At 68.9% G+C, this 13,392-nt stretch carries 10 protein-coding genes; 8 read left to right on the forward strand and 2 right to left on the reverse strand.

Annotation, left to right across the window (positions count from 1 at the left end):
* Positions 1–136: 136 nt before the first annotated feature.
* The 7 genes from IEY95_RS24985 to IEY95_RS25015 all read left to right on the forward strand — a co-directional run bounded on the left by IEY95_RS24985 (position 137) and on the right by IEY95_RS25015 (position 10,243).
* Positions 137–1,336, forward strand: coding sequence for an ROK family transcriptional regulator (locus IEY95_RS24985; RefSeq protein WP_189188347.1), 1,200 nt, complete (start codon positions 137–139; stop codon positions 1,334–1,336).
* A 133-nt stretch (positions 1,337–1,469) separates the two neighbouring features.
* Complete coding sequence (locus IEY95_RS24990; protein WP_189188484.1) at positions 1,470–2,567, forward strand: substrate-binding domain-containing protein; 1,098 nt, start codon at positions 1,470–1,472, stop codon at positions 2,565–2,567.
* Between the two features lie 183 nt (positions 2,568–2,750).
* Positions 2,751–3,542, forward strand: coding sequence for an ATP-binding cassette domain-containing protein (locus IEY95_RS24995; RefSeq protein WP_189188348.1), 792 nt, complete (start codon positions 2,751–2,753; stop codon positions 3,540–3,542).
* On the forward strand, positions 3,539–4,831 hold the full coding sequence (locus tag IEY95_RS25000; protein ID WP_189188349.1) for a sugar ABC transporter permease: 1,293 nt from the start codon (positions 3,539–3,541) through the stop codon (positions 4,829–4,831). The genes IEY95_RS24995 and IEY95_RS25000 overlap by 4 nt, the downstream gene beginning before the upstream one ends.
* Positions 4,832–5,106: 275 nt before the next feature.
* Positions 5,107–7,038 carry a 1-deoxy-D-xylulose-5-phosphate synthase gene (dxs, locus tag IEY95_RS25005; RefSeq protein WP_189188350.1) on the forward strand — a complete coding sequence of 644 codons (1,932 nt, stop codon included), beginning with the start codon at positions 5,107–5,109 and terminating at the stop codon, positions 7,036–7,038.
* 144 nt (positions 7,039–7,182) lie between these two features.
* The gene (locus tag IEY95_RS25010) at positions 7,183–8,706 is read left to right on the forward strand and encodes an amino acid permease (RefSeq protein WP_189188351.1); all 1,524 of its coding nucleotides are present in this window, start codon (positions 7,183–7,185) and stop codon (positions 8,704–8,706) included.
* A 73-nt stretch (positions 8,707–8,779) separates the two neighbouring features.
* Entirely contained in the window at positions 8,780–10,243 is a 1,464-nt protein-coding gene (locus IEY95_RS25015; RefSeq protein ID WP_189188352.1) for an ArnT family glycosyltransferase, read from the forward strand.
* 455 nt (positions 10,244–10,698) lie between these two features.
* Here IEY95_RS25015 and IEY95_RS25020 read toward each other — a convergent pair whose 3' ends face one another.
* Together IEY95_RS25020 and IEY95_RS25025 are read right to left on the reverse strand one after the other, a co-directional pair.
* Entirely contained in the window at positions 10,699–11,121 is a 423-nt protein-coding gene (locus tag IEY95_RS25020; RefSeq protein ID WP_189188353.1) for a PIN domain-containing protein, read from the reverse strand.
* A 4-nt stretch (positions 11,122–11,125) separates the two neighbouring features.
* The gene (locus IEY95_RS25025; RefSeq protein WP_189188354.1) at positions 11,126–12,019 is read right to left on the reverse strand and encodes a hypothetical protein; all 894 of its coding nucleotides are present in this window, start codon (positions 12,017–12,019) and stop codon (positions 11,126–11,128) included.
* Between the two features lie 101 nt (positions 12,020–12,120).
* Between IEY95_RS25025 and IEY95_RS25030 the strand changes: the two genes are divergently transcribed.
* Positions 12,121–13,335: a CapA family protein gene (locus tag IEY95_RS25030; protein ID WP_229703313.1), complete on the forward strand. Its 1,215-nt coding sequence runs from the start codon at positions 12,121–12,123 to the stop codon at positions 13,333–13,335.
* Positions 13,336–13,392: the final 57 nt, after the last annotated feature.

Here is a 13,392-nt window from a genome sequence, read left to right on the forward strand (position 1 = left end):
TGTGTACGGCGGATGGAACCGATTTCTGTCAAGGGCTTGACGCCACAGGTGCATCCAGCGGAGTTTGGGGTTCATAACTTGTACAAGGCTCAGTCACCCGGTGTGACGCGAGCCAGGGGCTAAGGGTGGAGAGTCAATGGAGACTCCGGGGTCGCAGTCGTCGCTGCATCGGGCCAATCTGGAGCGCGTCGTACGTGCGGTGCGCCTTGCCGGTTCGCTCACGCAGGCGGAGATCGCGAGGACGACGGGTCTGTCCGCCGCGACCGTTTCCAATATCGTCCGGGAGCTCAAGGACGGCGGAACGGTCGAGGTCACACCCACTTCGGCGGGCGGCCGCAGGGCCCGCAGCGTCAGTCTGAGCGGGGACGCCGGCATCGTCATCGGGGTCGACTTCGGGCATACGCATTTGCGCGTCGCGGTCGGGAATCTCGCCCACCAGGTGCTGGCCGAGGAGTCCGAGCCGCTGGATGTGGACGCCTCTGCCGCGCAGGGCTTCGACCGGGCTGAAGAGCTGGTCAGCCGCTTGATCGCGGCAACCGGGGTCGACCGGTCCAAGATCGCGGGCGTGGGGCTCGGTGTGCCCGGCCCGATCGATGTGGAGTCGGGGACCCTCGGGTCCACCGCCATCCTGCCGGGCTGGACCGGGGCGAGGCCCGCCGAGGAGCTGCGGGGGCGGCTCGGCGTGCCCGTGCACGTGGACAACGACGCCAACCTGGGCGCGCTCGGCGAGATGGTCTGGGGGAGCGGGCGCGGGGTCAAGGACCTGGCGTACATCAAGGTCGCCAGCGGTGTCGGCGCGGGTCTGGTGATCGACGGCAAGATCTATCGCGGACCTGGCGGCACCGCGGGTGAAATCGGTCATATCACTCTTGATGAATCCGGCCCTGTCTGCCGTTGCGGCAACCGGGGCTGTCTGGAGACGTTTGCGGCGGCGCGCTATGTGCTGCCGCTCCTGCAGTCCAGTCACGGCACCGATCTGACCATGGACGGCGTGGTCAGGCTGGCGCGGGACGGGGATCCGGGTTGTCGTCGGGTGATCGCCGACGTCGGTCGTCACATCGGCAGCGGAGTCGCGAATCTCTGCAATTTGCTCAACCCGAGCCGGGTGGTCCTCGGCGGCGATCTCGCCGAGGCCGGGGAGCTGGTTCTCGGGCCCATCAGGGAGTCGGTCGGCCGCTACGCGATCCCCAGCGCCGCACGTCAACTCTCGGTGTTGCCAGGGGCACTTGGGGGCCGCGCGGAGGTCCTCGGGGCACTCGCTCTCGCACTCAGCGAGATGGGCGATTCGACCCTTTTGGACGGCTCGCTGTCCGCAGTCGCCCCTGCCTTCACTTAGAGAACGCATGGCACCGTTGCCATCTCGTTAAGTATTTACTTCTTGACGTCGCACGTGTGGCCGAGTTGACTTCCAGCCACCTCGGCCGCAACGACGCGGCCTCGTCAGGGAGGTTTCTGAAGTGAACACGCGTATGCGTCGTGCCGCCGTTGCCGTTGCCGCTGGTGCGATGGCCGTCTCGCTGGCCGCCTGTGGCAGTGCCAAGGAGTCCGGTGACAAGAGCGACAGCTCCAGCTCTGCCAAGAAGGGCGACGCGATCAAGGTCGGTCTGCTCCTTCCCGAGAACCAGACCGCGCGTTACGAGAAGTTCGACAAGCCCCTGATCACGAAGAAGATCAAGGAGCTGACGAACGACAAGGGCGAGGTCGTCTACGCCAACGCCAAGCAGGACGCCAGCACGCAGAACCAGCAGGTCGACACGATGATCACCAACAAGGTGGACGTGCTGATCGTGGACGCTGTGGACGCTGCCGCCATCAAGAACTCGGTGCAGAAGGCCAAGGACGCCGGCATCCCGGTCGTCGCCTACGACCGTCTCGCGCAGGGCCCGATCGACGCGTACACCTCGTTCGACAACGAGACCGTCGGCAAGACCCAGGGCGAGGCGCTCCTGAAGGCCCTTGGCTCCAAGGCCAAGAGCGGCAAGATCGTCATGATGAACGGCTCGGTCACCGACCCGAACGCCGCGCTCTTCAAGAAGGGCGCCCACTCCGTCCTCGACGGCAAGGTGAACGTCGGCAAGGAGTACGACACCAAGGAGTGGAAGCCGGAGAACGCCAACTCCAACATGGAGGGCGCCATCTCGGCTCTCGGCAAGAAGAAGATCATCGGTGTCTACTCCGCCAACGACGGCATGGCCGGCGGTATCATCACCGCCCTGAAGGCCGCGGGCATCTCCGTCCCGGTCACCGGCCAGGACGCCGAACTCGCGGGTGTGCAGCGCATCGTCGCCGGTGAGCAGTACATGAGCGTCTACAAGCCGTACGCCCCGGAGGCCGACGCCGCCGCCGAGATGGCCGTCGCGCTCGCGCAGGGCAAGGCGCTCGACACGATCGCCAAGGACAAGGTCGACAGCCCGACCAACAAGGCCGTCCCGTCGGTGCTCGTCCCGGTCACCTCGCTGACCAAGGAGAACATCAAGGACACCGTCATCAAGGACGGCGTCTACACGGTCACCGACATCTGCACCACCGCGTACAAGGCCGACTGCGACAAGATCGGTCTGAAGTAAGTCACCGCAAGTCTCTATCCACGTACGGGAATTCGTTCTTGAATTCCCGTACGGGACTTGCGTAATCGAGCCCCTCCGGCGCCCCGCATCCAACAGCCCCGCAAGCTAAGCGGGGCGCCGGACGGTACAACCCCCCTCCAAAACTTTCTGCACAACCTCCCGCCGGGTCAGGCGGCGAAGGAGATGGTTCACGTGTCCGCTACGCCTGTCCTGGCGTTGCGCGGGGTCTCCAAGCGATTCGGTGCCGTCCAGGCGCTCACCGATGTAGAGCTTGAGGTCCACGCCGGCGAAGTGGTCGCCCTGGTGGGCGACAACGGCGCCGGAAAGTCCACGCTGGTCAAGACGATCGCCGGCGTGCACCCCATCGATGAGGGCGCCATCGAGTGGGACGGCAAGACCGTCCAGATCAACAAGCCGCACGACGCGCAGGCGCTGGGCATCGCGACGGTCTACCAGGACCTCGCGCTGTGCGACAACATCGATGTCGTCGGCAACCTCTACCTGGGCCGCGAGCTGAAGAAGCGCGGCATCCTGGACGAGGTCGAGATGGAGCGCCGCTCGCGCGAGCTGCTGGACACGCTGTCCATCCGCATCCCCAGCGTCCGTATCCCGATCGCCTCGCTCTCCGGTGGTCAGCGCCAGACGGTGGCGATCGCCCGTTCGATGCTCGGCGCGCCCAAGCTCGTCATCCTCGACGAGCCCACCGCCGCTCTCGGTGTCGAGCAGACCGCCCAGGTCCTCGACCTGGTCGAGCGGCTGCGCGAGCGCGGCCACGCGGTGATCCTCATCAGCCACAACATGGCTGACGTGAAGGCTGTGGCCGACAAGGTCGCCGTCCTGCGCCTGGGGCGCAACAACGGCGTCTTCGAGGTCAAGTCGACCTCCCAGGAAGAGATCATTTCCGCCATCACGGGCGCCACGGAGAACGCCGTGACCCGTCGTGCGGCGCGCAGCAATGGGGAGGCTCAGAAGTGAGCATCGACAAGACCTCCGCCACCCCCGACGAGCACGTCGTGGAGAACCCCGAGGCGGCGCAGGCTGCGGTCACCGCGGTCGACCCCCGGCTGCTCGTCCGGGAACAGGGCCTCAAGGGCTACATCACCGAGTTCAAGCGGAAGATGAAGTCCGGCGACCTGGGCTCCATTCCCGTCGTCATCGGCCTGATCATCATCTGGGCGATCTTCGCCAGCCTGAACTCGAACTTCCTCACCGCGGGCAACCTGTCCGACATCTCCGTCGCCATGGTCGGCACGGGCATGATCGCCGTCGGTATCGTCTTCGTGCTGCTGCTCGGCGAGATCGACCTGTCGGTCGGTTCGGTCTCCGGTGTCGCGGGCGCCGCCTTCGCCGTGCTGAATGTCACGCACGGCATGAACGAGTGGCTGGCCTTCGTGCTCGCCATCCTCACCGGCACGGCCGCCGGTGCGATCCACGGCTTCGTGTTCGCGCGCATCGGTGTGCCGGCCTTCGCCGTCACGCTGGCGGGTCTGCTGTTCTGGAACGGCTTCATGCTCCAGATCCTCGGCAGCAACGGCACCATCAACCTGGACAGCGAAGGCGTCGTCGCCAAGCTGACCAGCTACTACTTCACCGATGTGGCCGCCGCCTACGCCCTCGCGGTCGCCGTGACCGCGGTGTACTTCCTCACCTCGTACTTGGGCAACCGCCGCCGTGAGGCCGCCGGTGTGCCGTCCGCGCCGCTGAGCGAGACCATCGCGCGCACCGTGCTCCTGGCGATCCTCTCCTTCGCCGTGGCGATCCTCTACAACCAGTACAAGGGTCTGCCGCTGGCCGTGGTGATCTTCGTCGCGGTGCTGCTGCTCACGGACTTCGTGCTGCGCCGCACCTCGTACGGTCGCAAGATCTTCGCGCTCGGTGGCAGCGTCGAGGCCTCCCGGCGTGCCGGTATCAACGTGGAGATGGTCCGGATCTCGGTCTTCGCGATCTCCGGCACCTTCGCCGCGATCGGCGGTCTGTTCATCGCCTCGAAGATCGCCTCCGCCAACCAGGGCGCGGGCGCCGGTGACCTCCTGATGAACGCCATCGCGGCGGCCGTCATCGGTGGAACCAGCCTCTTCGGTGGCCGTGGCCGCACCTGGAACGCGCTGCTCGGTGTGCTCGTGATCGTCTCGATCCAGTACGGCCTCGCCCTGCAGGGCATCGCCTCTCCGGTCCAGTACATGATCACCGGTGGTGTGCTTCTCGCCACGGTCGTCATCGACGCGGTCACCCGCAAGACCCAGAAGACGGCAGGCCGCGCCTAGCGGTCCGGCCCCTTCCGGCCCTGGACGAAGTGCCCGGTACCAATGGCGGTACCGGGCACTTCCATGTCCGTACCCAGGCACTTCCACGCGCGGACCCGGGCACGCCGTTGTCCGCGAACGGACGTGCGTACGGGCGTAGAGGAAACGTGCGTATGGATGATTTACGGCCGAACGCGCGACGTGCAACGCGGAGCCCGGACGTCGACGTGAAAGGCGGAACATTAGACTCGATTGACCCGGCAAAGCTCGAACAGCTCTACTGCAAGGAGGCACGGGTGCCGCTGCTGACCCGCATCAGGGGACCGCGCGATCTGGACCGGCTCAGCCTGGAGCAGCTGGACCAGCTGGCCGGCGAGATCAGGACCTTTCTCGTCGAAGCGGTCTCCAAGACAGGCGGCCACCTCGGCCCCAACCTCGGTGTCGTGGAGCTCACCATCGCCCTGCACCGTGTCTTCGAGTCGCCCAAGGACAAGGTGTTGTGGGACACGGGCCACCAGTCCTACGTCCACAAGCTGCTCACCGGCCGTCAGGACTTCGCGAAGCTGAAGATGAAGGGCGGCCTGTCCGGCTACCCCTCGCAGGCCGAGTCCGAGCACGACGTCATCGAGAACTCGCACGCCTCCACGGTCCTCGGCTGGGCCGACGGCCTCGCGAAGGCCAACGAGGTGCGTGGCAAGAGCGACCACGTCGTCGCCGTCATCGGTGACGGCGCCCTGACCGGCGGCATGGCCTGGGAGGCGCTCAACAACATCGCCGATGCCAAGGACCGCCCCCTGGTGATCGTCGTCAACGACAACGAGCGTTCGTACGCCCCCACGATCGGCGGCCTCGCCAACCACTTGGCGACCCTGCGCACCACGGACGGCTACGAGCGCTTCCTGGCCCGCGGCAAGGACCTCCTGGAGCGCACCCCGGTCGTCGGCCGGCCCCTCTACGAGACCCTGCACGGTGCCAAGAAGGGCCTCAAGGACTTCATCGCCCCGCAGGGCATGTTCGAGGATCTGGGCCTGAAGTACGTCGGTCCGATCGACGGCCACGACATCGAGGCCCTGGAGTCGGCGCTCGCCCGTGCCAAGCGCTTCGGCGGCCCGGTGATCGTGCACTGCCTCACCGAGAAGGGCCGCGGCTACCAGCCCGCCCTCCAGGACGAGGCCGACCGCTTCCACGGCATCGGTCCCATTCACCCCGACACGGGCCTGCCCATCAAGGCCTCGGGTGCCGACTGGACCTCCGTCTTCGGCGACGAGATGGTCGAGCTCGGCAAGGAGCGCAAGGACATCGTCGCGATCACTGCGGCGATGCTGCAGCCGGTCGGCCTGAAGAAGTTCGCGGACGCCTTCCCGAACCGCATCTACGACGTCGGCATCGCCGAGCAGCACGGCGCCGTCTCCGCGGCGGGCCTCGCCACCGGCGGACTGCACCCCGTCTTCGCCGTCTACGCGACCTTCCTCAACCGCGCCTTCGACCAGGTCCTGATGGACGTGGCCCTGCACAAGTGCGGCGTCACCTTCGTCCTGGACCGGGCGGGCGTCACCGGCACCGACGGCGCTTCGCACAACGGCATGTGGGACATGTCGATCCTTCAGGTCGTGCCGGGCCTCAGGCTCGCCGCGCCGCGCGACGCCGACCAGGTCCGCGCCCAGCTGCGCGAGGCCGTCGAGGTGAAGGACGCGCCGACCGTGGTCCGCTTCTCCAAGGGCGCGGTCGGCCCGGCCGTGCCCGCCGTGGGCCGGATCGGCGGCATGGACGTGCTGCGCGCCCCGGGCAGCAATGTGCCCGATGTGCTGCTCGTCTCCGTGGGCGCGCTCGCGCCGATGTGCCTGGAGATCGCCGACCTCCTGGACAAGCAGGGCATCTCCACGACCGTCGTCGACCCGCGCTGGGTCAAGCCGGTCGACGAAGCCATGGCTCCGCTCGCCGAGCAGCACCGCGTGGTCGTCACCGTCGAGGACAACTCCCGTGTCGGTGGCGTCGGTTCGGCGATCGCGCAGGCCCTGCGCGACGCGGGCGTCGACGTCCCGCTGCGCGACTTCGGCATCCCGCCGCGCTTCCTCGACCACGCCTCCCGCAAGGAGGTCATGGCGGAGATCGGCCTGACCGCTCCGGACATCGCCCGCCAGGTCACCGGCCTCGTCGCCAAACTCGACGGGCGCTTCGACCGCTCGGCGGCGCAGGCCGTGGACTCGGTGGAACCCGCGCGCGACTGACGAATTGCTCGGTCTGACGGGCCGGTTTCGGCACCCTGTAAGGGTGGTGAAACCGGCCCTTTCGCGTGAATCGACCTATGTCGGGGCATATCCACCACGAACCCCCTCGATCATGTCGAGGACGGCAAGGTGGGAGGTACGCCCGTGAGCAGCACCCTCTTCAGGACGAAGAAGGTCGAGCAGTCGATCTTGGACACTGAGGAGCCGGAGCACGCACTCAAGAAGTCGCTGTCCGCCCTGGATCTCACCGTCTTCGGCGTCGGTGTCATCATCGGCACCGGCATCTTCGTCCTCACCGGCAAGGTCGCCAAGGAGAACGCGGGCCCGGCGGTCTCCCTGGCGTTCGTCGTGGCCGGCGTCGTCTGTGCCCTCGCCGCGCTCTGCTACGCGGAGTTCGCCTCCACGGTCCCGGTGGCCGGATCCGCGTACACCTTCTCGTACGCCTCCCTTGGTGAACTGCCCGCCTGGACCATCGGCTGGGACCTGGTCCTGGAGTTCGCGCTCGGCACGGCGGTGGTCGCCGTCGGCTGGTCCGGCTACATCCGTTCGCTCCTGGACAACGCGGGCTGGCACATGCCGGAGGCGCTCAGCGGCCGGGAGGGGGCCACGGGGTTCGGCTTCGACATCCTGGCCGCGGCCCTGGTGCTGGTGCTCACCGTCATCCTTGTGCTCGGCATGAAGCTGTCCGCGCGCGTCACCGAGGTCGTGGTCGCCATCAAGGTGACCGTCGTCCTCATCGTGATCATCGCGGGCGCCTTCTTCGTCAACTCCTCCAACTACAAGCCGTTCATCCCGAAGACCCAGACCGTGGAGGCGGCCGGCAATCTCAAGGCGCCGCTCATCCAGCTGATGTTCGGCTGGGCGCCGTCCAACTTCGGTGTGATGGGCGTCTTCACCGCCGCCTCGGTGGTCTTCTTCGCCTTCATCGGCTTCGATGTCGTGGCCACCGCCGCCGAGGAGACCAAGAACCCGCAGCGGGACATGCCGCGCGGCATCCTCGGCTCGCTGTTCATCTGCACCGTGCTGTACGTCGCCGTGGCGATCGTGGTGACCGGCATGCAGCACTACTCCAAGTTGTCCGTGGACGCCCCGCTCGCCGATGCCTTCAAGGCCATCGGGCACCCCTGGTACGCGGGTGTGATCAGCTTCGGCGCCGCCGTCGGCCTGACCACGGTCTGCATGATCCTGCTCCTCGGCCAGACCCGGGTGTTCTTCGCGATGAGCCGTGACGGACTGCTGCCGCGCTTCTTCTCGCGCGTCCACCCCCGCTTCAAGACCCCCCACCGGCCGACGATCCTGCTCGGTGTGGTGATCGCGATCCTCGCCGGCTTCACCAGCCTCAGCGAACTCGCCGAACTGGTGAACATCGGCACGCTCTTCGCCTTCGTCGTCGTCGCCATCGGCGTGATCATCCTTCGCCGCACCCGCCCCGACCTGCACCGCGCCTTCCGCACGCCCTGGGTGCCGTTCCTCCCGATCGTGTCCGTCCTCGCCACGCTGTGGCTGATGCTGAACCTGCCCGCCGAGACCTGGCTCCGGTTCGTCATCTGGATGGTGATCGGCTTCGTCGTCTACTTCCTGTACGGGCGTTCGCACAGCCGCCTGGGCCTTCACGAGGAAACGACGGTGGGCCAGGTGCTGAAGCGCCCGGGCCGGGGCGAAGAGTAATCGGCCCGGTTGATGCTCCGGCCCCGTATGTCCTGCTTCGGTGGAGACTGCGGGGCCGGATAGCGTGCACCGTATGCTCGCCGAGCTCCTGGGATCACCACGCTCCGTGGCCGAGTCGCGAGGATCGGGCCGCGGCTACTGGAGACGGCTGCTGCCCGTCCTCGCGGTGCTGGTCTGTCTCACCCGTGCCCCCTCCTTCCTGCGCCCGCTGTGGAACCCGGACGAGGGCTATCTCGCCGTACAGGCGCGGCTGCTGGCGAACGGGGGAGAGCTGTACGAGACGGTCGTGGACCGCAAGCCGCCGCTCGTGCCATGGCTGTACGAGGCGGCGTTCGCGGTGTGCGGCTCAGGCTCGCTCACCTCGGTACGGGTCCTCGCGGTGGTGGCCCAGCTGTCGACCGCCGTGCTGCTGGCGTCGCTGGCCCGGCGCCGCTGGGGCGCGGCGGCCGGGCGCACGGCGGGCGTGCTGTATCTGCTGGCCTCCATCGGGCTCAACCCCGAGGACGCGCAGGCCGCGACCTTCGAGATCTTCATGCTGCCGTGCACGGCCTTGGCGATGTGGTGCGCGGACCGGCGCCGTTGGGGTGCCGCAGGGCTCGCCGTCGCGTGCGCGCTGCTGGCGAAACAGACGGGTGGGGCAGTGCTGGTGCCGGTGGTGTGGCTGCTGTGGCGGTCCGCGGCGGCGCCCCGAAGCGGCCTGGTCCGGCTGGGGGTCGGGCTGACTCTTCCCGTGCTGAGCGCGGCGCTGGTCACCGACCCGTCGGGGTTCCTGTTCTGGACGGTCACCGGTTCGAGCGCCTACGCCTCCTTCACCGGCTCCGAACTCCATGTCCTGGTAAGAGGATTGGTCAACACCGGGATCCTGGCGGTGGCCTGCGCGGGCCTGATCCCTCCGGTGGCACGGGTCCTGCGCGTCGCGCGCACCGGGTCGGCGGAGCTCTGGCTGTGGCTGGCCTCGTCGGCGGGGGCGGTCATGCTGGGTTTCCACTTCTTCGGCCACTACTACCTGCAACTCATCCCGCCGCTGGCCCTGTTGGCGACCGCCGCGCTGCAGATCCTGCCCCGTGACCGGCTGGTGACCGCGCTGCTCACCTCGGCCTGCTGCTGCACGCTGTTCCTGGCCTGGGGACTGCTCGCGCCGCGCCCCGAACTCGCCCACGCGCAGCGGCTCGCGGACACGGTGGCCCGCCGTACGGACCCCGGTGACCGGGTCCTGGTATGGGGCATACACCCCGAGACGTACTGGCTCGCCGACCGCACCCCGGCCAGCCGCTATCTGACCGCCGGGCTCCTCACCAACTACAGCGGGGGCCGTGACGGTCCCCAGGTCGGCGAGAAGTACGCCGTCGGGGGCGCCTGGCCGGTGTTCCGGCAGGAGATGAGCGCGCACACCCCCGCCTTGGTCGTGGACGACTCCCGCGGTAAGCCGTACGCCCCCGACCGCGTTCCGAGCCTGCGCCGCCTGCTGGCGGCACGCTACGAGGAGGTGGGGAGGGTCGACGGGGCGGTGCTGTACGCCCGGGTGCCGGGGGAGTGAGGGCCTGTGTCTGAACCCCGGTCGGATCAGCGCCCGTCGTCCGGTGCGTGCGATCGCAAGGCGCCGGAAGGTCCTCGTTGCCTTAGGGGGTTTCTGATGGATCTCCGCGGCGTCGCGACGCCCGGCACGCACTCTCGCCGCACCGGACAAAAGCCCTAGTAGCTCCTCCCCCACGCTCGGCTTCGCTCGCGCGGGGGGACCCCCATCGAGGACTTCCGCCCGGCACGCCGAGAGCACGCACCGAACGCCGCTCCTTCTTCCACGGAGATCCATCAGAAACCCCCTGGTCCGGGTCACCGCGCGGAGGTCGATCTCCCGGCCTCCGGCGCGGAGGGTCGTGCCATGGTCAGCGGAGCTACCACGGCCTTTCGGCAACGCGGCGAGCGTGCGTGCCAGGCGGCGGGCGCCCGGCCGGGGTATCGGACACAGGCTCTGCGGAGCGCGGGCCGCTCCGGTCAGCCCAGTACGGCGCGCGGCCCGGTGACCTGGGCGCCCAGTTCCGCCACCCGGCGCCGCAGCTCGCGGTCGGCCGTCACGACGAGGCAGGGGCGGTCGTCGGCCGCCGCCGTGAGTTCCACGATGAGGTCGTCGCCGCTGCCGGGCGCCTCCTCCACACGCACCCCGGGCACGGAGGCCACGCCCCGGGCCGCGCCCTCGACCACCAGGATCAGCTCCAGCGGCCCGGCCAGGCCGCCCGCTCCGGACCGCGCGAACGGCACCAGCCGGTCCCGCAGGCGTTGGGCGGCGGCGCGGCGGTCGCGCCACCAGCCGTCGGGCACGGACCCGACGACGTTCGCGCCGTCCACGACGAGCAGCGGCAGGGGAGTGGCCGGGTCCGTGCCGCCCCGGGTGTCTCGGTCGTCCGCGTCGTCCGCCATGCCCTCAGGTTGTCACAGGGGTGGTCGCCCAGCGGCGTGTGATCTCGCTGACGGCGGTGGCCGCGCGCTCGGCGGGCGGTCCGTCGACGCGCACCTCGGGGGCGAACTCGACGTGCAGGAACGGCACGTGTGCGGCGTCGGCGGCCCGGCCCTCCACGTTCTCCTCGCCCTCCAGCGGGCAGCTCCGCACCCAGGCCCGGCACACGTGGAAGCCGTGCGTGCGCAGGGCGTCGGCCAGACTGCGGCCGTCCGCGCGGCCCGCCGATCCGGCACCGGTGGAGGCGACCACGTCGTAGCCGGGGGCGGAGGAGGCGGCCATGCCGTGCAGCTGGACCCCGGGCATCCCACGGCGGACCAACTCGGCGCAGATGGCGTAGAAGACGGTGTCCCGGCGGTGCGCCATGTCCGCGGAGTTCCCGCTTCCGGCTTTGCGATGTGCTCCTGCGATCACGAGAACACCGCCGGGGGAGTCGCGCAGAACCCGGACGCCCAGCTGCTCGGTGTCGTGGTCGGCGACCGGGTGCGGGACCTGGACCGACCAGCGCGGACGGTGGTCCAGGTCTATGTAGACCCGGCCCCAGCCGCGCGGCGTCACGGCGTCGTCGGTGCGGTCGGCCACTTCGGTGTAGCGGTGTTCGGAGACCCGGTCGAAGACGGTGCGCACCGTGAAGTCGCGTTGAGAAAGCAATCGTTCCGCTTGTTCGCGGTGGCCGTCGAGGAGCAGGCCGACGGCCTCGGAGATGGCCCTACGGTCCGCCCGGTCGGGCTGCCGGTAGCCGTGGCCCGGGCCGAAGCGGCTGGTGTAGTCCTCCACCTCGCGTGCCAGGTCGACCCGCTGGGCACTCGGGGAACCGGGGCCGGGAGTGGCCTCATCCCCGTCGCGGGTGGCGCGGAGCACAGCGGTCAGCCCGCCGGCCAGACCAGCGATGACCAGTAGAATTGTTGCGATCGTTATGATCCGCGAGCGAGTGGCTCTCATGGTTGTATCAAGATATCCCGGTGAATAAATGCCGTAGCCGCACCCGGTTGACCCTGCTGATCCCGCTCCTCGCCGCCGCCGTCGCCGGCTGCGGCCTTGTCTCGGACGACGGGGACGACCAGGGCGGCGGGCGTTCCTTCACCGTCGCGGCGGCCGGGGACATCCTGATGCATCCCGAGCTGGTCGACCAGGCCCGCAAGGACGCCAAGCACACCGGCAAGGGCGTGGCCGGGCTGGACTTCGGGCCGATGATGGCCGGGATCAAGCCGGTGATCAGCAAGGCCGACCTGGCGATCTGCCACTTCGAGCCGGTGATGGGCACCGAGAAGGGCCCGTTCGAGGGGTTCCCGGACTTCCAGGTGCCGCCGCAGACCGCGAAGACCATCAAGGGCCTCGGCTACGACACCTGCTCCACCGCCTCCAACCACACGCTCGACCACGGGTACACCGGCGTGAAGCGCACGCTGGACGCGCTGGACGCCGCCGGCGTGAAGCACACGGGCTCCTTCCGCACCCAGAAGGAAGCGCTCACCCCGCTGATCATGAACGTCAAGGGCGTGAAGGTCGCGCAGATATCGTTCGCGTACGGCTTCAATGAGCCGCACCAGCTGCCGAAGGGCAAGCCGTGGGTCGCCAACCAGCAGAGCCTCGGCCGGATCAAGGCCGCCGAGCAGCGGGCCCGCAAGGCCGGCGCCGAGGTGGTGATCCTCTCCCTGCACTGGGGCCACGAGCATGAGCCGAGCGCCACCGCCACGCAGCTCTCCTTCGCCCGGCAGCTGGCCCACCACACCGGCATCAACCTGGTCATCGGCCACCACGCGCACGTCGTCCAGCCGATGGAGAAGGTCGACGGCCTCTGGGTCGCCTACGGCATGGGGAACCAGATCGCCCGGCACGAGCAGCCGACGGGGCTGACCGAGGAGGGCGTGATCGGGTGGTTCACGTTCACCGAGCACGGCAAGGGCCACTGGGAGGTCCAGCCCCGCTTCGAGCCGACGCTGCTGCAGATCCCGCCGGACGCCGAGAATGCCACGGACGGCGGCAAGGCCACTTACGGTGACGACGACGCCCGGGACTACCGCCTGCTGGACGTGCCCGCCGCGCTCCGGGACGACCAGGACCTCACCGAAGGGCAGCGGGCCCGGCTGCGGCTCGCCTTCGAGCGCACCGAGGGCACCCTGTACAACCGCGGCGCGGCCAAGGACGGTCTGAAGCCGCTGACCCCGCTGCCCTGACGGCGGCGGCCGCCGCCCGAACGACGCGCACGTCTGCCCGGAACTAGCTGCATAAAC

The sequence above is a fragment of the Streptomyces albiflavescens genome (genome assembly GCF_014645835.1).
Taxonomy (GTDB): Bacteria; Actinomycetota; Actinomycetes; order Streptomycetales; family Streptomycetaceae; genus Streptomyces; species Streptomyces albiflavescens.